Origin of the sequence: Mucilaginibacter sp. PAMB04274, assembly GCF_039634385.2 — a bacterium.
Classification (GTDB): domain Bacteria; phylum Bacteroidota; class Bacteroidia; order Sphingobacteriales; family Sphingobacteriaceae; genus Mucilaginibacter.
On record NZ_CP155081.2, the window covers coordinates 1,890,676 to 1,913,904 of the forward strand.

The 23,229-nt window shown below is 44.0% G+C and carries 15 protein-coding genes; all 15 read left to right on the forward strand.

Going from position 1 to position 23,229, the window contains the following annotated elements; genetic code table 11:
- Positions 1–4: 4 nt before the first annotated feature.
- Positions 5–2,014, forward strand: coding sequence for a RagB/SusD family nutrient uptake outer membrane protein (locus ABDD95_RS07940; RefSeq protein ID WP_345951349.1), 2,010 nt, complete (start codon positions 5–7; stop codon positions 2,012–2,014).
- 14 nt (positions 2,015–2,028) lie between these two features.
- The gene (locus ABDD95_RS07945; RefSeq protein ID WP_345951350.1) at positions 2,029–2,952 is read left to right on the forward strand and encodes a DUF5017 domain-containing protein; all 924 of its coding nucleotides are present in this window, start codon (positions 2,029–2,031) and stop codon (positions 2,950–2,952) included.
- A gap of 18 nt (positions 2,953–2,970) precedes the next feature.
- Positions 2,971–3,486 (forward strand): CHRD domain-containing protein, encoded by a 516-nt coding sequence (locus tag ABDD95_RS07950; protein WP_345951351.1) that lies wholly within the window; start codon positions 2,971–2,973, stop codon positions 3,484–3,486.
- 853 nt (positions 3,487–4,339) lie between these two features.
- Positions 4,340–4,807: an isocitrate lyase/phosphoenolpyruvate mutase family protein gene (locus tag ABDD95_RS07955; protein ID WP_345951352.1), complete on the forward strand. Its 468-nt coding sequence runs from the start codon at positions 4,340–4,342 to the stop codon at positions 4,805–4,807.
- Positions 4,773–5,087 carry an isocitrate lyase/phosphoenolpyruvate mutase family protein gene (locus ABDD95_RS07960; RefSeq protein ID WP_345951353.1) on the forward strand — a complete coding sequence of 105 codons (315 nt, stop codon included), beginning with the start codon at positions 4,773–4,775 and terminating at the stop codon, positions 5,085–5,087. The genes ABDD95_RS07955 and ABDD95_RS07960 overlap by 35 nt, the downstream gene beginning before the upstream one ends.
- Position 5,088: 1 nt before the next feature.
- Entirely contained in the window at positions 5,089–5,709 is a 621-nt protein-coding gene (locus ABDD95_RS07965) for a DinB family protein (protein ID WP_345951354.1), read from the forward strand.
- Between the two features lie 597 nt (positions 5,710–6,306).
- A complete protein-coding gene (locus ABDD95_RS07970; protein WP_345951355.1) occupies positions 6,307–6,999 on the forward strand; it encodes a GNAT family N-acetyltransferase in 693 nt (230 codons plus the stop codon).
- 206 nt (positions 7,000–7,205) lie between these two features.
- Positions 7,206–8,573: an MFS transporter gene (locus tag ABDD95_RS07975; protein WP_345951356.1), complete on the forward strand. Its 1,368-nt coding sequence runs from the start codon at positions 7,206–7,208 to the stop codon at positions 8,571–8,573.
- A gap of 708 nt (positions 8,574–9,281) precedes the next feature.
- Entirely contained in the window at positions 9,282–12,320 is a 3,039-nt protein-coding gene (locus ABDD95_RS07980; protein WP_345951357.1) for a TonB-dependent receptor, read from the forward strand.
- A gap of 3 nt (positions 12,321–12,323) precedes the next feature.
- Positions 12,324–14,033 carry a RagB/SusD family nutrient uptake outer membrane protein gene (locus ABDD95_RS07985; RefSeq protein ID WP_345951358.1) on the forward strand — a complete coding sequence of 570 codons (1,710 nt, stop codon included), beginning with the start codon at positions 12,324–12,326 and terminating at the stop codon, positions 14,031–14,033.
- A gap of 21 nt (positions 14,034–14,054) precedes the next feature.
- A complete protein-coding gene (locus tag ABDD95_RS07990) occupies positions 14,055–17,117 on the forward strand; it encodes a TonB-dependent receptor (protein WP_345951359.1) in 3,063 nt (1,020 codons plus the stop codon).
- A gap of 4 nt (positions 17,118–17,121) precedes the next feature.
- The gene (locus tag ABDD95_RS07995) at positions 17,122–18,873 is read left to right on the forward strand and encodes a RagB/SusD family nutrient uptake outer membrane protein (protein ID WP_345951360.1); all 1,752 of its coding nucleotides are present in this window, start codon (positions 17,122–17,124) and stop codon (positions 18,871–18,873) included.
- A gap of 85 nt (positions 18,874–18,958) precedes the next feature.
- The gene (locus ABDD95_RS08000) at positions 18,959–21,211 is read left to right on the forward strand and encodes a glycoside hydrolase family 3 N-terminal domain-containing protein (protein ID WP_345951361.1); all 2,253 of its coding nucleotides are present in this window, start codon (positions 18,959–18,961) and stop codon (positions 21,209–21,211) included.
- Positions 21,212–21,256: 45 nt separating this feature from the next.
- Entirely contained in the window at positions 21,257–22,021 is a 765-nt protein-coding gene (locus ABDD95_RS08005) for a ThuA domain-containing protein (protein ID WP_345951362.1), read from the forward strand.
- A 67-nt stretch (positions 22,022–22,088) separates the two neighbouring features.
- Positions 22,089–23,222, forward strand: coding sequence for a glycoside hydrolase family 18 protein (locus ABDD95_RS08010; protein WP_345951363.1), 1,134 nt, complete (start codon positions 22,089–22,091; stop codon positions 23,220–23,222).
- Positions 23,223–23,229: the final 7 nt, after the last annotated feature.

Here is a 23,229-nt window from a genome sequence, read left to right on the forward strand (position 1 = left end):
CATAATGAAAAAGATACTCATATACTTAATGATCATATTGCCTTTTACATCATGTAAAAAGGTGCTTGATACAGTACCTACAGGGGCATTGGTACCTCAGACTTCTTATTCTTCCGAAGCGCAGGTTAGGGCTGCTTTGGCAGGGCTGTATTTTAACTTAAGAGCCAGTACATTGTATGGATCATTTTATGCAACCCGCCTTACACTGGGTACCGACGAAACTTATTTTTATAATCTTAACTACGGTTACAATAACTACAGCTATACGATTGTCCCTTCTACGGATGGTGATATAGGCACATTTTGGCGACTTTGCTACCAATCGATCAATTATTGCAACAGTTTGTTAGACAACATAGATGTGTCCGCTGCATCGGGAACAGTAAGCGCCGCTACCGTAAGAAAGGCAAAAGGAGAGGCCCTGTTTTTGCGAGGTTATTATTACTTCCTGCTTGCACAGTGGTACGGGGACGTGCCGCTCATGGTCCATGCTACCCAAGATCCATCAGAAGGGCAAATTGAACGTACGCCTGTAAAGTTGGTTTATGACCAGATCATTAGTGATATGACTGCAGCAGAAGGAATGCTTACCGACCAAACATTCGCTTCTATAGGCTATTCAGAAAAAATTTCCGTCACGGCAGTTGAAGGAATACTTGCACGTGTGTGCCTTTATGCTGCTGGAAATCCGGTGAATGATACCAAACGTTTTGCTGATGCAAAAAAGTGGGCTGCAAAAGTGATCGAATCAAGGCAGCATACCTTACTTTCTTCCTATCAGCAGGTCTTTCTTGATGAGATTCAAAATCGCTATAACCAGGAAAATATCTGGGAAATTGGGTTCAATCAAAATGCTACCGGAGCGGTTTCAGCAGGGGGGCAGTTCAATGTGTTCATGAACATCGGCAAATCTACCGGGAGCGGCTCACCTGTTGTTTATGATGGCTATAGTTACGGTTACGTAAGGGCATACCCTCGCTTATATGTTTCCTACCAGCCGGGCGACCTGAGAAGAGATTGGAATTTATCAAGTTATGGTTGGGCCGGTTTAAACAAAACTTACTATACGTCCAATCAGATTTGGTCAAGGCAGATTAGTAAATGGAACAGGGAGTACGAACCAGACGTTAGCCGTTTAACGCAGACCACTTCTCAGGTGAATTTCCCTATGTTGCGTTATGCAGATGTGCTGCTAATGTATGCCGAAGCTGAGAATGAGCTTAACGGGCCAACCGCAGAAGCCTACAACGCCATAAATCAGGTACGCAGAAGGGCATACAGTAAAACCCCTTTAATATATAACTTTACCATCACTAACGCAGGCTCTGGCTATACAACTGCTCCGGCGGTTAATTTTTCCACAGGTAATGCTACTGCAGTAAGCACCTTAACCTCGGGCGCTGTAAGCCTGATTTCGGTAACTAATGCCGGTGGCGGTTATGCTACAGCACCCACCGTTATAATTGGTACGCCTTGGGCAGCAAATACAAACTATGCACTCAACACTCAAGTAACCAATGCAGGAAAACTGTATACAGTAACCAAGGCTGGCGTTTCAACTGCAACTCCACCCACACAGGCTTCTGGCGCATCTAATCCCGCCACAACCGGTGCCACATTCACTTATGCCGGAGTTCAAGCTACTGCGACCGCAAATTTAACAACAGTAACCACTGGTGATTTAACGCAGGTTCTGAGTAAAGACGATTTTCGCATAGCTGTTCAAAACGAACGTTATCTTGAACTGGCGTTTGAAGCACTGCGTAAGTCTGACCTTAAGCGCTGGGGAATATTTATACCAACGGTTCAGAGCTTGTTGGTAGATATAGCAGGATCGTCAAACCCAAAATGGAGTATGCCAATACCGCCAATGGCTACTGAAATTACAGCTGCTGATGTTATTGGTGCTGCAACCGCTCCCGGAACTAACATAGGCTCCAAGGATATTTTATGGCCGATTCCTCAAAATGAAATTTTACTTAACAAAAAGATAAAACAGAATCCAGGTTATTAATTCACTTCTTGAACATGAAAAGATACTTAATAATGCCTGCTTTATTACTAGCGCTATCTGCATGCAATAAGGTAAAAGTAACTCCCCCTTCGGACTTTGATGTAAAGGCTTCGAAAATAAATATGACAACTAAAGACACCGTGTATTTTTCTTTCAGCGGAAACCCGGATTATATTACCTTTTACTCGGGTGAACCTAACCATCGTTATGAGAACAGGGAACGCCTTAGCGCCGCTCCAGACTCCGTAATCCTGAATTTTTCCACATCAACAACTGCGCCTAGCGCAACTACACAGCCTGCATCTCTTAATAATTTGGCGGTGCTTGTGTCTAAAGATTTCAATGGCGGAAGTGATATTGCAAGTCTTCAAAAAGCAACCTGGACGGATATATCCTCCCGTGCGAAATTGGCAACCACAACAACAGCCGTTGCCTCGGGGAATGTCCATCTGGAGGATCAGTTGAACGGCTCGTCGCCGATTTATGTAGCCTTTCGGTATTTAGCCGATATGTCAACTGTAAATGCTGTATCGCGTAAATGGACAGTGGGTCCAACACCAGCATTGACGATACGAAGCTTTTTTAAAGATACCGTTAATACAATGGCAAGTAACGTTAACAGTGCGGGACTGAATAATATCATTTCGGTTGCTAACATTGATAATTCCTGGAATTTTGCCAATAATTCGCTGACATTCAACGCTCCTGCAATCGGCAGTGCAAAAGATGAAGACTGGGCAATTTCCCGACCACTTGTGTTGAACACCATTCCATCAGATTATGGACAGATTTTGAAAAACGCTACTGTAAAACCTACGGACTTTAGGTATATATTTAAAAAGCCGGGTACTTACAAGGTGACTTTCGTAGCCAAAAATCAGGATAGCGAAAACAGTGCAGAAGTTATTAAGGAATTCACATTTACGATTACCAACTAAAATCAATCTATTCAACTCATGAAAATTTGTTTGAAGAATGCCTTGTACGTCATAACCTGCCTTGGCAGCTTAAGCTTCTATTCTTGTAAAAAGTTTGACGACAGCAGGCCAAATGATCTTGGAAAGCTTGTTTTTGCGGGTACCGGTAACGCTGCGCAGTTAACACCGCCGGGAACTTCAACCGGCACAGCAACGTTTTCCGGTGTTTATGATGCTAACCAAAAGGTTTTTAATTACAAGCTAAACTGGAAAAATTTGGACACTACAGTTGTTACTGCCCGTTTTTATGGACCAAACGCAGTTGGACAGGAAAACGTTCAACTTAGGGATATCTTTGTTAGTACCACAACAGCGAACAATCGTCCGAAGACCGATAGCCTGACAAGTGCCTTTTTTTCTTTAAATGCACTATCTGATAAAGAAGCGAATGACCTTAAAGACGGGAAGTGGTCCTTTTTGATTACCACACCAACCTCACCGAATGGTGTTCTGAGAGGAAAGATTACATATGTTCGAACTTACTTTGACGAGTAAGCCCATTTCGATGAGCAAATTGAAATGAGAAATAAATGTTTACAACAAATGACGGACTGTCACATCCGTCATTTTCCTGTTTTATGGAAAGGTAATCGGTGAGTGAAATTCTGTAATAGGCCGGCATTAAATATTCGATACCAGCCCTGTAGGAAGCTCTTGCTGTTCAACCTAAATAGTACAACAACAAAGGTAAACAGGTCACGTAAAAAGCGATACATTAAACTTACCTGCTGCTGCCTCAGTAGCAGGCAGCCGGCTGCCATGAAAACGGTTTGCCGCTTTAGAGGGATGCCCCCTCGTAGCGGTGGGGATACATAGGTCAGATCAATGAAAGCACTTTTTTAGTTCACCTTTGACCGACAAATTAATTATTGTTCAGGACATTGTCTGTCCTACTTATTTATGCCAAGCATTTGCTTGTCAAATGAACCAAAGCTTACAGTAAACGATTCGTTTAGCAGCCGGAAGTTATGCCCTCCAAGTTTTACCCGGCAACTTAATTACTTCGTTGTTCATAGCGGTTGAGCCTTCGTAATGGTTTGGCGAACAATGATAACAAGATGGTTCTCTTGGTTTGCGAGATACCTTTATGCGGTCACGCCTTTAGGAGCACTTGGTGAAATGAACTGTTTTTGATACCAACCCGCTCAATTTTAAACTTGTTAGCCGTAGCTAGGGACCGGCCGAATACGCTATAGGCGACCATAATGCTGCTTAAGTCATTTAGCCAGTGATTAGCGGGCGTACTTTCGTGTTTTATGGCGTAAGATAAGCGCACGTATTGTCTAAATCAACCCCCTAAGATGTCTAAATAGCGGCCTGCCAGTACGCGATTATTACAATAGCTTTGATGATGACTTCATACGAAACCTTTTATCAGTTACATTACCAATCGAACCCGTTTTTATTGGCTAACGCCTGGAATGCTAAAAGTGCTCAACTAATCGAAGCTACCGGTTTTCCGGCCATCGGCACCTCCAGCGGCGCTATTGCAGATTCATTAGGATACGCAGATGGCGAAAAGATTCCTTTTAAGGAATTGCTCTACATCATTCAAAGAATAAAAGCCTCTACAACTATACCTTTATCCGTTGACTTTGAAAGGGGATATACGAACGACCTTTCTGTTATCAATGATCATACTCAACAACTGCTCGATCTTGGAGTTGCGGGCATCAATTTAGAAGATGCTGAAGGTGAGTCCGTGTATTTGCGGAAATTGGAAGGTATAAAAAATTACCTCGCAAGAACCAGCCAGCAACTTTTTATAAACGCCCGCACCGATGCTTTTCTACAAAGATTGCCAGAACCATTTTGAAACCGTTATCCGCAGGGCCAAGCTTTACAGAGATGTGGGTGCGGACGGTCTTTTCGTAACCGGCATTGGTGATCCTGCGGTAATCTCAGCAATCACCTCGGCCGTATTCTTACCGGTTAATATCGTAGGCGGCCCCAACCTGGCTACTGTTGAATCGTTGGCAAAAGCCGGTATAAAGAGAATTAGTATGGCGGTTTTCGTTTACCGGGCAACCTATCAAAATTTGGAAAAAGCAATTAAAGCCGTTAACACCTCTCAAACCTTAACACCTTTATTTTAAGATGAAACACCTCCTGATTACCACATTTTTAAGCCTTGCAGTATACCAAGGCCTGGCACAACAAAAAACAACAAATATGCTTACCTCACAAGAACGATCAAAGGCAGTCCAGCTATTACAGCAAACTGAAGCCGGCGTCTTTGCTGCCGTAAAAGGCTTAAGCGAAGCGCAACTTAACTTTAAACCGGCGGCCGACAAATGGAGCGTGGCCGAATGTATCAAACATATTGCAGCCGCTGAAAAGGAACTTTGGGCCATGGCAGAACCTGCCTTATCTCAACCGGCCAATCCGGAAAAAAGAACCGAGATCAGGTTCAGCGATGATGACCTGGTCAAAGCGGTGGAAGATCGTAGCCGTAGATCTAAAACTTTTACAGCACTGGAGCCTGCAAATTCACCCTATCAAACAGTAGCCGAAGCCTTAACTGCTTTTAAAGCCGGGCGTGAAAAATTGATTGCCCTGGTTAAAGAATCCAACGCTGATTTGCGCAACCATATTGTGGTTTTACCTGTTGGTACTTATGATAGCTATCAGTTTATCCTGCTCATCGCGGCACACAGCAACCGGCATACGCAGCAAATAGACGAAGTTAAAGCCGCCCTGAATTTTCCGAAGCAATGATATGCAGTTAACAGTAGGATGGAATGTATTTTAAGGGTTGCGTAAACTTGTCAAAGGCTTATGCTTGCTGGAGCACGAATGGTGACAAGTGATGGGCTTTCATTTGTTATTATGCTTGTAGGGCTAAAAAGGTACTATTCTGTTCGGGTTTAGGTTCCGTTGGTTTAACCGGTGACATAAGTCTTTTTATTTATATTATTTGCACTCGCAATCTAAAAATGATAGTTAGTTACTTGTAAGTACAAGTAACTAACTGTCATTTTTTTATGAAGGAAATAAAGTCGCGTTCTGATGGACCGCCGAGTCTAAACGCTCGACTTCTTTGGCGACAAACGGACAATTGATTATTTTGCGCGACATGATAATGGACGGGCAATCGACCTGCTGCTAATTTCCAAACTCTGCAGAGAAGATCGCAACCCATATCTTGGCCGACCGGTTAGGTTTGCTGGAAATAGTGGTTACGTGATCGCAACACCACCCAACAGCACTGAAGCAGGATCTGGTTGGGGTATGCGTAATGACCGGACAAATACGATACAAAATATTCAGACAAAACTCCGGAATAAGACAGAACGGATTTAGTAAAGAGAGCACATGTTAATAGAACAATTGGATAACCCTGTTTGGGCAGCTTTAACGTCGGGCAACGTGAATTTGGCTATAGGCAACGATAAAGCTAGATATTATGCACCGGGAGTTTCGGCCTTCGCCGCTGTTGCAGAAAACAATTTTGCACATTTCAAGGCTTTAATGGACCTTAAACCCTGGGGTGAAACCATTGCCGTTTTTACAACCGATAAAAATCTGAATGCACATCCCTGGACCATTGTTAACCGGATAGATGGATACCAAATGATGTATGACGGCGCAACACCTGAAGAACAGCGGCAAATAACAATTACTAAATTAAGTGAAGAAGACGTTCCGGCAATGTTGGAACTGACCAAATTGAGTCCGCCTGGACCTTTCATGGAAAAAACGATCAGGTTTGGTGGCTATGAAGGTATCTTTGAGGATAAACAACTGGTTGCTATGGCCGGTCATCGCTTTCATTGCGGGCCTTATGTCGAAATTAGTGCTGTTTGCACACATCCTGTTCATACCGGCAAAGGGTTTGCACGAGCGCTTATTAACAGTCATATCCGCCAATTACGCGCCGCCGGTAAGATGCCTTACTTACACGTTAGAGCAGATAACACCCGTGCTATTAACCTCTATCAGGCCATGGGATTCGTAATCCGAACAGAGATGATCATCTATGTGCTAACCGGTTCAGATGTAATATAAGTGCCGTTATCGTTGTCGTTTAGTAATTAAGATTCCAAATTAGCAAATGAAGGGCTCACTTATAAATTGATCAATCACAAATTCGTAATTAGCTACCTCCAGCAATGATAACAAATAACAAAAGGCATTTCACACTGCATAAAATGGCCAACCTATATACTTAATGAAGTTTGCTTACTTTTGCGGCGTATTAGCATACCGTTAAATTGAGTACAGTAAAACAAACCAGTTTCGTACAGGTGGTTACCATAACCAGCTTAGCCTTTGTGGTTGCGCAACTGGATGTATCTATAGTTAATCTTGCTTTACCTCAAATAGCGCAGTCTTACCAGGCAGGTATAAGCACCTTGCAATGGGTGGTTGATGCGTACACCCTGGCTTTTGCGGTACTCATGTTGTCAGCAGGTAGCTTAAGTGACCGCCTAGGTGCCTTACGGATTTTCCAAATCGGTATTGTAATTTTTGGTATTGCTTCTGCGGGCTGTGGGTTAGCGGGTAATTCATTTAGCCTGGTCATTTTCCGAATCTTGCAAGGTATAGGGGCTGCAACCATGATCCCAAGTTCGCTGTCATTACTAAACCAGGCCTTTGCACACGAACCTGCTACACGTGCACGGGCAGTAGGGCTCTGGACAGCTGCCGGCAGCTCGGCGTTGGCTGCTGGTCCGCTTATTGGAGGGGTTTTAATCCACATTAGTAACTGGCGGTTTATTTTTTACGTGAATATTCCTTTCTGTATAGCGGCTTTTGTTTTGAGTTTTAAGCTCCATAAAGGCGCCATTTCAACTGCTGCTAAAAAGTTTGATACCGCCGGACAGTTAATATGGATGCTGGCCGCTACTTTACTAATAGCCGCAATTATAGAGTGGCACCAGCTCGGATTGCAAAATCCTTTGATTTGGGGAGGGTTATTGCTAAGCCTTAGCTTTTTCGTTTTATTTTTAGCAATTGAAAAGCAGATATCGTATCCAATATTACCCTTACATCTATTTAATTCCTCACGCTTTAATGTGCTGCTTTTGTTAGGAGGGGTGCTTAACGGCACTTATTATGGCAGCGTGTTTGTGCTTAGCCTTTACCTGCAAAACGTTCTACATTATCCATCTATGACCGCGGGGCTTGCTTTTGTTCCATTGACGGTAGGCTTTGTAATCACTAATTTGCTGAGTGGAAAGGTGATTAACCGGTTTGGTATCGGCGCTTCCATCATAGCTGGGCTTGCGCTCTTCGCCGTCGGCTTTGCCGGCCTGTTCCTGGCTAAAGCAAATACCCCGTATTGGCAGCTTTTCTTTCCTTTTTTAATTATGCCGGTAGGCATGGGAATGGCTGTGCCTGCCATGATCACCGGTATTTTAGCCAGTGTAGAAAAATCATTATCGGGCACAGCTTCAGCTGTGCTAAATACTGTTAGGCAAACAGGTGGAGCTATTGGTGTTGCCGCGTTTGGCGCATTGGCAGCAGGTGGTCTGGAATCTATCCTTTCTGCTATACCATTAATTGCTTGTGTAGCTATCTTGCTAATTACGTTAACAACTATCTTAACTATTAAATATGTTAGGGTGAAAGGTAATTAAGCATAATGTATAGTTATTATACTAGGGAATACGTCCAGCATATTGGCTATAAAGCTTTTTTGTATCCATCAACCTTTAAAAATACTCGCTTCTCTCATTAAACAGTTGCTTGTTTGCGTTGTAATCAGTGGAACAAAAAATTAAGTATCATCAGAATATTTCCAAAACGCAGTGCTAATAATACGCTTTAGTATAATTTAAAACCGCCATAACAGCTGAAAGCGTGCCCTTTTTATTTCAACCTGGTCAATTTTTCAACCAGATACTGAATTTTTCTGCTTCTTTTCCTTCGTAGCATTAATGCCTCTATGGCACATTTCTATCTTCAAATCTTAAGTTGTACCTCAATATCATTCTAAGTTGCTGTTTGAGCAAAATTCTGTGTGGGGGCGATTTCTTGTGCAATGTTTGGCGGTACGCGAGTATCTACAACAGTCTTTAAATACTAAATCACTTACGGTGAAGAGCTAAAAATTGAAAATTATTTGTATTAAACTTTAACCGTATTAGCATTTTAAAGTGCTTTCATGAACGCTTCTTGAAATCAGCTAGTTATGCAGTTCCATTTAGGTGCATTAACCGTATTATTTTAATTATAAATACCTAATTATCAAGTATTTGCAAATAAAATTCCTTGTATTTCTCTTCTCTTTTCACATATCTTTAACCCGCCGGTTCCAACTGGTAATATCAAACCAATTTAACTTTATGAGAAAAATTCTACTTAAAAGAGTTTTGCAAAAAATTTCTTTGACCTTGGTATGGCTCGCTGTCATACATAGGGGCGAAGTATTGGCCAATGCACCAAACTATTTGCACAATGGTGCCGAAATATTAACCAGCCATCAGCAAGCTAACCAATCGCAAGTTACAGGCACTGTTACCGACATTGCCGGAAAGCCTTTAATTGATGTTAACGTTCAAGTTAAATCTAAAAACATTTCAACCCAAACAGATTTGGACGGCAAGTTCAGTATTAATGCCAACGCAGGTGATGTGCTGATTTTTAGTGTAGTTTCTTACCAAAAGAAAGAAGTGGCAGTCGAATTAGGCAAAACGATTCAGGTTACGCTTCAGGAAGCGGTTGCAGACTTACCTAAGGTATTTAATTCATTGTACGTGCCTCAAAAACGTACAACCAATACAGCAGCTATCGGAGAAGTTAGAAGTGAGGAACTCACTAAAACAGTTTCGACTTACATTAATGGCACAATCGCAGGCCGCCTTGCCGGCTTACAGGCCTTTCAGGGTAGTGGCGAACCTGGCGCCGACAATTATACAGTAACCCTTCGTGGCCAGGCGCCGCTTTTTATGCTGGATGGGGTACCGCAAAGTTTTTCATCTATCAATCCTGAACAAATTGAATCCATAACTGTGCTTAAAGACGCTGTGTCAACAGCCATGTTAGGCATGAGGTCATCAGGTGGTGTAATACAACTCACTACAAAAAAGGGAGCCGAAGGTGCACAGCGAATTTCGTTTACTGCGCTGTCAGGTCTGCAATCTCCGCTCAACCTGCCCAACTTTTTAAACGCCTATGATTACTCCCGTTTATACAATGAAGCATTGGCTAATGACGGCAAAGCTCCGGCCTATACACAGGCCGATTTAGATGCGTACCGCAATCATACAGACCCGATCGGGCATCCGGATGTAGACTGGCAAAAGGAGATACTGAAAAGCAAATCGCCTTACAACCGTTTCGATCTGGCTATTTCAGGAGGACGAAAGGTTGCGCGGTACTTCGTAGATCTGGATTATTTGAACCAGCAAGGCTTAATCAAAACGGCTGATTTCAATACTTACAACACAGGAGTAGGTTATAAACGATACATCTTTCGCTCCAATGTAGATGTTGATTTGAGTAAGGATGTGAGTACTTACCTTAATGTTTTTACGCGCATCCAAAACCAGGATCAGCCCGGAAATTCAGCGTCTAACATATTCTCAAGTTTCCGTGCAACGCCTAATAACGCTTACCCTGTATTAAACGATAATGGGACTTTAGGTGGCAACCGCGATTATACCAATAACATCTACGGGCAAACCGTTTACTCGGGCTACCAGCCGCAGTACTTCCGCGATTTTAGGGTAGACCTAGGGCTAAAAGCCAAATTGGATAAGATACTGCCTGGCTTATGGGTTGCCGGGCGCGGATCCATTAACGCCTACCTGGCCGAAACCATTACCCGTACCAAGGCTTTTGCTACGTATCAACAAAATGCCAATGCCCAGGGAGCGGCAGGTTATCAGCAGTTTAGTAATCCAAGTACTATGTCAAATGCCATTGAGATCACTGCGCAGAACACCCGTTTTTATACCGAGCTATCATCCGGATGGTCTAAAAAGATTGGTAATCATGAACTGCAGGCGCTGCTGTTGGGTAACATTGATAATGTAACAGAAAATTCCCAGCTACCTTCTTACGTTCAAGGCATTTCGGGCAAGTTGTCCTATAATTATCAGGAGAAATATCTGTTGGATGTAGCTTTAGCCTATAACGGTTCGCTTGCATATCCAAAAAATAACCGTTATGGTTTCTTCCCGGCTATTGGTTTGGGGTGGAATATCAAGCAGGAGGATTTTCTTAAAAATACAGCCAGTTGGCTTAATATCTTAAAGCTACGAGCCAGTTACGGCAAAACGGGCAACAACAACGCCGGGTATTTTGAGTATAACAAGTACTATGCTTCAGGAACCGGGTATAACTTTGGTGAAGCAGTAACCCCGGTAAGCGGAGTACAGGAAGGAGCTTTAAACAACCCTAACCTAACCTGGGAAAAAGCCCTAAAGTTTAACGGTGGTGTTGATGCCAGTATGTTTGAAAACAAACTGTCTATTAGTGCCGACTACTTTATTGATAGCTATTATGACCTTTTACAGTCTATTGGCGCTAATGCTCAGGTTTTAGGTAACGCTTACCCAAGGGTAAATATCGGCAAACAGCGTTACTCAGGTTTGGAGTTACAGCTAACCTACAGTAATAAAATAGGAAAGTTCGGCTATTTTATTTCGCCAAACATTTCAACTCTCAAAAGTAAAGTTACCTATCAGGACGAAGTTCAGCGGAAGTATAGCTGGATGCAGCGCACAGGCATGCCTGTGAACCAGGCGTTCGGCTATCAGGCCGACGGCCTTTACCAATCTGCTCAGGAAATAGCTTCAAGCGCAGTGCCTGTGGGCATTACACCACAACCGGGCGATATCAAGTTCCGTGACCTGAACCAGGATGGCACTATCGATGAAAATGATATCACTGCCATTGGGGGCACCAAACCTTTGCTATACGGTGGAGTGAACCTGGGTGCAAATTGGAAGGGATTTGATTTTTCGGCATTGGTGCAGGGTGTAGCTAACCGCATGGTTTACCTGTCAGGAAATTCGTACTGGGAATTCCAAGGTAGTGGTAAGGAGCAGGCTTATGAGCATCATCTTAACCGGTGGACACCTGCTACAGCAGCTACTGCTACCTATCCGCGTCTTTCTATCGGTCGTAATCTTAACAACCAGCAGTTTTCATCATACTGGTACAAACCAGCTAATTATCTGCGCCTCCGTTCTATTGAGTTAGGTTATACCTTGCCAGTTTCTATCATAAAAAAGATAAGGCTAACCCGGGCACGAATCTTTGTGAATGGCTACAATTTATTCACTACTACGCAACTCAACGGTTTGGATCCCGAAAGCTACACAGGCGGGTATCCCGTACAGAAACTTATTACCGCTGGCGTTAACATCAATTTATAGTTCATGAAAAACATATACTTAATTCTTTTAGCAGTTCTGATTATATCAGGCTGTAAAAAGTATCAGCAGGATGGGCCACTTGAAAACCTGACTGAAGACCTGGTTTTTGATCCTCAAGATAAAAACGGCTATTACGCCGAACAATATTTAAATAATTTGTATAGCAGTTTGCCAAATGGATTTAACCGCATTGGCGGCGACTTTTTAGATGCCGCTACAGATGATGCCCTGCCATCAAGAGATGGAACGGATATTGAAAATGTCTCTCAGGCACGTATTAGCAGCGTTATCAGCAACCCGGACGGTTATTGGAATAACGGTTACACCACCATTCGTAAAGTAAACGTGTTTTTGCAGAAAATTGACGTAGTGCCGGTAGCTGCCAGAATACCAGGCTGGAAAGCAGAAGTTCGTTTTTTACGTGCCATGGCCTATTTTGAACTGCTTAAGCGCTACGGTGGTATTCCATTGGTGGGCGACCAGGTTTTTTCTGATGCGGATAACCTGAATATCAAACGCAGCACATTTGCCGCCTGTGTAGATTACATAGTTAACGAATGCGATGCCATTAAAACCCTGGTGAAGCAAGAGCCGCTTTCAGCAACCGACTGGGGTCATGCTTCCCGTGGCGCTGTTTTAGCGCTTAAATCACGGGTGCTATTATATGCCGCCAGTCCGTTATTTAATGGTGGTGTTGCTGCCGGAGCCACTGCTGAGCAGCGAGAGGTAATGGGCTATGCCAATTTTGATGCTGAAAGGTGGAACAAAGCAGCCCAGGCAGCTTTAGAACTTATTAACCTTCCCGGCAAACCGTATAGCTTACCTGCACCTGCCAGCAAAAGCTTTAGCGCTATATTTTTAGACCGTAAAAATTCAGAGATCATCTTAGATTATCTGCGAGATGTTAATTATGATATTGAGTACAATAACGGGCCTATCGGTTTCTCTAATCAGGCAACCGGCTTGGGGCGTACCAGCCCTACACAGGATTTGGTTGATGCTTTCCCAACGCTTGCCGGACGAGGCATAGCAGAGACCGGCTCCGGCTATCAATCACAAGCCCCATACGCAAACCGCGATCCCAGGTTGGCTTTTACCGTACTGGCTAATGATGTAACCTGGCTAAATCGCAAACTGGAAATGTTTGAAGGTGGTTTGGACAAGCCTAACAAAGGCGGACGCGTGCAAACTAAAACGGGTTATTACCTGCGTAAATTCATGGGCAATTTTACCACGGCAACTTCTTATGCTAACGGCCCTCGCAACTTTATCATTTTTCGTTACGCCGAAATACTGCTCAACTTTGCAGAGGCGCAAAACGAATATCTATCTACCCCAAGCGCAGACATTTATAATGCCCTTCGCGACTTAAGAAGACGAGCTCAGATTACCGAAGGCACAACCAACAAGTTTGGCATTAAAGACAATATGACCAAGGCCGAAATGCGCGACGCCATTAAAAATGAAAGAAGGCTGGAACTGGCTTTTGAAGAACACCGTTATTGGGACCTGCGCAGATGGAAAGATGCCGAAAAGGTACTGAACCAAAGCCTCAGTGGCATGCAAATCATTAAAAATGCAAACGGCTCATTCACCTATACCAAAGTGCCGGTAGGGCAGGTGCGTTTTGCTTTTCCTAAAATGTATTTGTATCCCGTCCCTTTTGCCGAAATCTCGAAAAGCAGTAATCTGATTCAAAACTATGGCTGGTAACGATTGCCCATTTAACTAAACATGAAAAAATATTTATTGATTATTATAGGGCTCCTCTGCATACAGCAGCTGTTTGCCCAGCAAAGAACAATTACCGGTACGGTTACCGAAGGAAAGGAAAAAATACCGGGCGTTACGGTACTTGAGAAGAACCAAAATAACGGTACCACGTCTGACGGTGAGGGTAATTTTAAGATTACGTTGAAAGGTAACAGTCAGGTGCTGGTGGTTTCGTCGGTAGGTTATTTAACTAAAGAGGTAAATGTAGCCGGCCGGAGCAAGTTGGTTATTGACTTGCAGCCCGATGCCAAAGGCATTGAAGAGGTGGTGGTTGTAGGCTACGGTACCCAAAAGAAAATCACAAACACAGGCGCAATAAGTAGTATTAAAGGAGACGATATTCGGCAAACGCCTACCGCCAGTATCCAGAATGCGCTTATTGGTCGTTTACCTGGGTTTACATCACAACAGCGTTCGGGCAGACCCGGTGCTGATGGTGCCTCTTTCTTAATACGCGGACTAAGTACACCCAATGATGGTGCCCCGCTTATTATAGTTGATGATGTAGAATTTACACAACCCATCAGTGAGTTAGATCCTGATCAGGTGGAGTCAATTTCGTTATTAAAAGATGCGGCTACTACGGCTATTTACGGGGTAAGAGGAGCAAACGGGGTAATGGTAATTACTACCCGGCGTGGTAAACTGGGAAAACCGGTGGTCACCTTGCGATCTGAGGCAGGCTTTCAAACACCTACCAATCAACCGCATTATCTCGATGCCTATCAATCAGCTTTGCTGGTAAATGAAGGCTATGTGAACGCCGGTCAGCAGCCCTTGTATAACACCCGCGACCTTCAGCTCTTTCAAGACGGCACAGATCCGTATGGTCATCCGAATGTAAACTGGACTAAGACACTGATCAGGCCGTCGGCTTCAGAGTTCAGGGAGAATTTAAATATATCGGGCGGCGTGGATAAAGCCCGGTATTTCATTTCGGCAGGTTACCTATCACAAGGCGGCTTGCTGCAAAATTTTGATGACCCTAATTCACAGGTAAACACCAATTACTATTATCGCCGGTCAAACTTCCGGTCAAATTTAGATATCCAGGCAACCAAGACATTAGCGCTAAAATTGGATTTATCTGGCGCGTTTAATGAGGTCAATCAACCAAATATAGGCGGCCGAAACGGCCGTAATAATGCTTTTTATGAAATAAGTGATTACAACCAATTACCACCGTTTGCCTATCCCATTTACAACCCTGACGGCTCTTACGGTGCCAATTCAGCTACGGCAATCAATAACAACATTGTGGGCCGTATTGCCTTAAGCGGTTATAACCGCGACTATTATAATGACATAACCGCCAATCTTAAAGCAGTACAAAAACTCGATATGCTTACAAAAGGATTGTCTGCTATGATCAACTTTAGCTATAACGGGCGCTATCAATACTGGCGCAGCCTTACCCGTGGCACTGCATCGGGTTTTCCATCTTTCATCTATAACCCGGTTACTGATACCTATGCACCCAAAAACAACACCAGTCGTATCGAAAAGTATTCCTTGGTGTATGGAACAAACGGCGGTAATTCCTATAAGCGTCTGAACTACCTGGCGTCTTTAAACTACGACCGTACGTTTGGCGGAAACCACGTTTATGGACTGGCTTTGCTTAACGATCAGAACGCTGTTACCGGAACAGGTGATCCGGCCGCCCTGCGCGGATTAACCGGTCGTTTAGGGTATGATTATAAACGTAAGTACTTAATCGAATTCACAGCAGGTTACAACGGCTCAAACCGTTTTCCTGAGGGTAGCCGTTACGGGTTTTTCCCGGCAGTTGCAGCAGGTTGGAACATTAGCGAAGAGGAGTTTTTCAAGAAGCATATTCACTTTGTCGACTTGCTGAAATTCAGAGGTTCATACGGTTTAACAGGCAGTGACAAGGTGTATGGCAATACTTACATCTACCTGCAAACGTACGCAAACGGTGGAAGCTATTCGGTAGGTGAATCTAACAACAGCTTTACTGGTATTACTGAAGGTGCTTTGGGCAACATAGTTTCCTGGGAGAAAGAAAAGGTCACCAACGTGGGTATGGATTTAACCATGTTTAAAGGGAAAGTAACTGCCACTGTTGAGGTATTCAAACGTTATCGTTATGATATCCTGCAGCCTCGGGCATCAGTTCCAAGCTTAATTGGAGTTGATTTGCCTCCGGCTAACCTTTGGCGTGTTCAAAACCGCGGCTTTGAGGTTGATCTGGGCTATAACAACAACATTGGTAACTTAAATTACTCATTGCGCGGCAATGTTTCTTATGCCCGCAATAAAGTGCTGGAGCGGGATGAGCCCCGTCAGCCTTATCCATGGTTATCGCTTACCGGTCAGCCAATGGGTACCATACTGGGCTATACCTTTTTGGGCTACTATACGGCAGCAGATATAGCCGACCCTAAGGTTGCCAAGCCAGCAGCGGTTGGCGCAGCTAACGCCGGCGATTTAAAATACCTGGACAGAAATGGCGATGGCCTTATCACCACCGATGATCAGACCGTGCTTAAATATCCGAACTTACCTAATACGATTATCGGTTTTACGCCTTCTTTCAGTTACAAGGGTTTCAGCATTACGGCAACGTTTCAAAGCGCGCTTAATTTTGCACTTCGTGGAATAGCCGAATCTGTTGTTCCGTTTGTTAATAATTTCCGCGACATTCACCAGAATGCATGGCGGCCTGATAATCAGGAAAATCCGAGTTTTCCTCGCATAGCAACAAATATTGGTGCAACTACCAGCCACCCGGCTAATTACGTGTCCGACTATTGGATGAGAAGAGGGGATTACCTGAGGCTTAAAACCATGGAGATTGGTTATACACTTCCGGCAAAGTTTGTAAACAAATTCAAATTCAACGGTGTACGAGTTTATGCCAACGGTTATAACCTGGCCACATGGGCATTGATAGATAAAAATATCTATCAAATAGATCCTGAGAACAACTCAGGGCAGGACGGTTCAGCCTTTTACCCACAAACCAAAATTTTCAACTTCGGATTACAACTTACTTTTTAACGATATGAAAAAGCTTAGTTTTTTACTGGCCTTGTTGAGTATACTGCTTTACTCATGCAAGAACCAGGATTTGCTCGACCCGCAAACAAGTACAACACTAAATAAGGAGTCGACCTTTGCCGATAGTGTGCTTACTATGCGCTTTATGTACGGCATTTACAGCGATGTTAGCTTCACCTTTAGCTATAAGCGATATGAAGGTATTTTTGCCGGAACCGATGAAGGTGCCGGAGAAGGGTGGGGTACCTTAAGTGGCCCTACACAGCCTTTTGTAATGACCAGTTTGGGCACCATGAACCCAACCCAAACCACACCTTATATTGATGCCTGGAACATTGCCTGGCGAAATATCAGAAGATCGAACGTGTTTTTGGGTAATGTGAAAAATTCACCGCTTAAACCTGCCACACAAGAACTTACTATGGCCGAAGTACGCTTTTTGCGAGCGTGGTATTATGCCATACTGTTGCGCAACTTTGGCGGTGTGCCTTTAATAGGCGACAAGCTGTTCGAGCCATCTGACGATCTGAACATACCTCGAAATACTTATGCCGAGTGCGTTAGCTACATAATAAGCGAGTTAGATGCTATTGCAAACGTTTTGCCGATAGAGCACCTGCCGCAAAATTACGGCCGTATTACCAAAGGAGCCTGCCTTGGTTTAAAAGCCAGAGTGTTATTGTATGCGGCCAGCCCGTTATTTAATGGAGGCGGCGTATCCGGCAACCCTGAGCTAAAGGCGCTAACTTCCTATCCTGATTTTAATCCAGACCGTTGGAAACAAGCTGCTGATGCGGCAGAAGCAGTTATTAAACTGAATAAATACATGCTGATGGAAGACAATGTAACTGCCCCGGGATATGGTTTCTCGAGAGTCTTTCTTACCCGTGTAAACACAGAGTACGTTTTGCCGGGTATGCTTGCTCCCAATAAAACTTTAGAGAACCGGCTTTTGCCACCATCAAGAGGCAACAACACGGTTGAGTCTATGCCCACTCAGAATTTAGCCGAAGCTTTTGGAATGATTGACGGTAAACCTATTGTTGATGGCGGACCGATTGCAAAATCGCCGATGTATGCGGCTACAGATCCTTTTAAAAATCGGGACCCCCGTTTTAATTACACCTTTATTTACAACGAAACGCCGTGGTATAATAATACCACCGGAAAGAAAGACCCTATTTTTACTTATGATGGTGCCGCCAGAGACGGCTACAATGTAGTGAAGAATAGCACCGGATATTTTTGGCGAAAGATGATGAGCGATAACTCTGCTCAAAATGGCGGGTCAAACACCGACAGATGCTTTCCACTGATCCGGTATGCCGAAATTTTGCTGGCCTACGCAGAAGCAAAAAACGAGATGGGAGATGTAAATACAGCTTACGAGCAACTTAAACTGATAAGAAAGCGGGCCGGAATTTTACCTGGTGCAGATGGCTTATACGGTCTTACTGCCGGCCTTTCGAAAGACGACATGCGTAAAGTGATACAGAACGAATACCGGGTAGAATTTGCGTATGAGGATCACCGCTATTTTGATGTACGACGTTGGAAAATTGCACCTCTTACGCAAAATCAAACCATATATGCGATGAAGATCACTAAGACCGGCAATACCTACACTTATGCTAAAGTGGTAGCTACACCGTCGGGGAACGCTAATCATGTATTTGTGGAATCGAATTACCTGTTTCCAATACCGCAAACTGAAATTAACCGGGACAAGTCACTTGTTCAAAATCCGGGATATTAAACTGCAAAGCAACGTTGTATCGCCTAAATATGTACAAGATGTTTGGGTGATACATCAGGTGCAGTTAAAATTACGACCAACAAAAATGAAAAAATACAATGTGGCGCTTTGTTTTCTGCTCATGTATTGCCTCAATACATCGGCTCAAAACAAGCGCATTCATCAACGGGTTGATTCTGTACTTAGGTTTATGACGCTTAAAGAAAAGATTGGCCAGTTAAACCAATATTCCGGACGTGATGTAACCGGGCCATCCAACCCCCAGCAATATAACCTGCGTAACGAAATTAAAAACGGTATGGTGGGTTCGATGCTCAATGTAAAGGGCGTTAAAGATACACGCGAGATACAAGGAGTGGCCCTGCAATCGAGGCTGAAAATCCCGCTGCTTTTTAGCCTGGATGTAATTCATGGTTATAAAACCGTTTTTCCGGTCCCGTTGGCCGAAGCAGCATCCTGGGACACTGCCGCCATACGTTTGTCTGCGCATACAGCGGCTAAAGAGGCGGCTGCATCTGGTATTCACTGGACCTTTGCACCCATGGTTGATATTGCACGTGACGCGCGCTGGGGACGTGTAATGGAAGGGGCAGGAGAAGACACTTACTTAGGGTCGGTAATTGCCAAAGCAAGGGTAAAGGGTTTCCAGGGTGAAAGGCTTGGGGGTACCGATGCCGTTATGGCTTGCGCCAAACACTTTGCCGCCTATGGCGCTGCGCTTGCCGGCCGCGATTATAATGCGGTTGATATGAGCGAGCAAATGTTGCAGGAGGTATACTTACCGCCTTTTAAAGCAGCAGCAGATGCCGGCATTGCCACTTTTATGAATTCATTTAATACGTTGAACGGCATCCCGGCTACGGGCAACCGGTATTTGCAGCGCGATATATTAAAAGGCGACTGGAAGTACCCGGGATTTGTTGTAAGTGACTGGGGATCGATAGGTGAGATGACAACCTGGGGCTATGCTGATGATTTGAAAGATGCGGCACGCCATGCCATTACTGCCGGCAGCGATATGGATATGGAAAGTCAGGCGTACAAAAAGGAGCTGGAAAGCTTGGTTGTTTCCGGTAAGGTCAATATCAAATGGATAGATGATGCCGTACGGCGCATTTTATATAAAAAGTTCGAATTGGGCTTGTTTGATGATCCTTATAGGTTTTGTGATGCAACGCGCGAAGCAAAAGTGATGGCCGATAATTCGCACCAATTGATTGCAAGATCGGTTGCGGAAAAATCAATAGTGTTACTTAAAAATGAGAACCATATTTTACCCCTTCAGCAAGCACCTAAATCGGTAGCGCTAATTGGGCCGCTTATAAAAGCAAAAAAGGACTTAGCGGGAAGCTGGACCGTGTATGCAGATACAGCAAGTATAACCAGCGTATATATGGGTTTGCGTAAAAAGTTTAGCTCGCAAACCACGTTTAATTATGCCCGTGGTTGCGGCATCAATGATACCAGTAGTGCAGGCTTTCATGAAGCTATTGAACTGGCCACCAAGTCGGATATAGTAATTATGGCGTTGGGTGAGGCAGGAGATATGTCGGGTGAGGCTAAGTCGCGTTCAGACATTCATCTTCCCGGTAAACAGGAGGAATTGTTTAATGCCATTAAGGCCACCGGTAAAAAGGTAATTGTTGTATTAATGGCGGGTCGGCCAATGATTTTTAATGACATTGCTGATAAAGCAGAAGGTATTATATACGCTTTCTGGCTGGGTTCTGAAGCCGGAAATGCAATAGCTAACGTTATCTCAGGCGACTATAATCCATCCGGAAAGCTTCCGATCACTTTCCCACGCGCTATGGGGCAAATCCCTATATTTTATAATTACTCAAACACCGGCAGGCCGGTTACTGCTACCAGCGGAATCGTGTACAAATCAGCATATATTGACCTGCCTAATACCCCACGTTACGCATTTGGCTACGGGTTAAGCTACAGTAGTTTCACTTATAGCGACCTGAAAATTAGTAAAGCCAAGCTAACGCAAAAGGAAAGCTTTAATGTAACGTTCACACTCACTAACAACAGTGCCTTTGCCGGTGAAGAGGTAGTGCAGCTGTACTTACAGGATAAAAAGGCATCTGTTGTAAGGCCGGTTAAAGAACTAAAAGCTTTTGCCAAAATAATGCTTAAGCCCGGCGAACATCAGGGCGTTACATTTACGGTTAAACCAGATCAGTTAGCTTTTTATAAACCAACGCAAGGCTGGATCACTGAGCCGGGATCATTTAAATTAATGATTGGCGCCGCCTCAAACGATATTAAGCTGAGTACAGATTTTGAGTTACAAGATGTGGTAAACCAGGGATTGTCCAGCAACAAGTGAGGCCGGCTTTAACGCAATTAATACTAATCTAAAGTTTGAAATCAAATGAAAAGCCTGTTTTGCATTGCCTTAGTTATGTTATTCAGTATGTGCGCGCTTCGGGCGCGGGCGGGCCAGGTATCACATCGGCGTGTGCTGGTGCTATATGAAAATGGCGGTCATCACCTGGCCTATTCATTGGCAGCAAAAAACTGGTTAAACAAACTGGCTACCGATAGCGGTTTAACGATAGATTATATCACTGATGCGCAACAAATCGGGCCAGGTAGCCTGGATCACTATCAACTTATTATACAGCTTGATTATCCTCCTTACAGTTGGCCACCAAAAGCTGAAAAAGCTTTTCAACAATATATAGAACAGGGAAAAGGCGGCTGGTTAGGCTTTCATCATGCCACTTTGCTTGGGCAGTTTGATGGCTACCCGCTTTGGTCGTGGTTTGCACATTTTATGGGTGATATCCGCTTTAAAAATTACATCTCAACGTTTGCCAACGGAATGGTAAAGGTAGAAGATGGGAAGCACCCGGTAATGGAGGGTGTTCCGGCTACATTTCTTATCGAAAAAGAGGAATGGTACACCTACAATCAGAGCCCCCGTGGTAAGGTTAAGGTACTGGCCAGTGTTGATGAAAGCACGTATGAGCCATCTGCCACTAGTAAAATGGGTGATCATCCGGTAGTTTGGGTGAATCCGCAAGTCAAGGCAAGAAACGTGTATATTTTTATGGGGCATTCCCCCGAATTGTTTAAGAATGAGGCTTATAAACGGCTTGTTAGCAATGCGATATTCTGGGCCTTGAGAACTTAAAGTATACAAACGGCATTTGGTTTTAAAGAGCATACTATGATCTTTTACCGATATAACTAAAAACGAGATGAGCAAAATTTACCTTTCTGTTTTTTTGTGTTGGAGCGTGGCGTTACAGGTGTTTGGCATTGTCGCCGAAGGCCCCAAAAAGGTTATCATTGGTTATGTGGGTGGTTACCGGGGCAGGGTCATACCTGCAGAACAAATCCATGTTAACAAGATGACACACATCAATTATGCGTTTGCCAAGGTTGTACGCAACAGGGTCAGGCTGGCTTATACCAGAACAGACAGCATAAATTTAGTAAACTTAATAGGCCTTAAGAAAAAGAACCCGGCACTCAAAGTGTTACTGTCAGTAGGTGGGTGGAGCTGGAGCGATAGCTTCTCAGAAGCAGCACTTTCTGATACCTCCAGGCAAGCTTTTGCAGCCAGTGCTGTTGACCTTTTGAAGAGGTTTCACCTGGATGGGCTTGATATAGACTGGGAATATCCGGGCATGGCCGGCAGTGGGCACCACTTCCTGGCGTCGGATAAGCAAAATTTTACCCTGTTGCTTAAAGCATTGCGTTTGGAGCTGGATCTGGCTGGACGAAAGCTCGACAAGCGATTTCTGCTGACTGCTGCCACAGGTGCTTTCCGTACCTTTTTAAAGCATACCGAAATGGGCAAAGTTCAGGTCAGTTTGGATTACATCAATTTAATGACTTACGATTATTTTGGTGGTAATCGGGCTGTACATCATAGTAATTTGTATGCATCGGCAAGCGATCCGCGCGGCGACAGTGCAGATAAGGCTGTAAGAGATTATATAGCAGCAGGTGTACCCATCTCCAAGCTAGTTATGGGCCTTGCCTTTTATGGAAGAATGTTTCAGCTAGACAGCACTGCACGTACCGGACTTGGTGACCGTAAAAGTGCTTACATGCAAGGCCGTGACTTTTATGTGTTGCAGGATGAATTTATAAACAAAAACGGATTTCAAAGATACCAGGACACCTCAGCACGGGCTCCCTATCTTTTTAACCCAAAAAACAGGCAGTTTATCACCTATGAAGACGGATGGTCGGTTGGGCATAAATGCAAGTATGTGATCGATCATCAAATGGCCGGAGTAATGTTTTGGGAATACGATGCCGATCCAAACAGCCAGTTGTTAGATCAGATACAGCTTTCTCTAAAAAATATGCAGTCACGATAGTAAACAA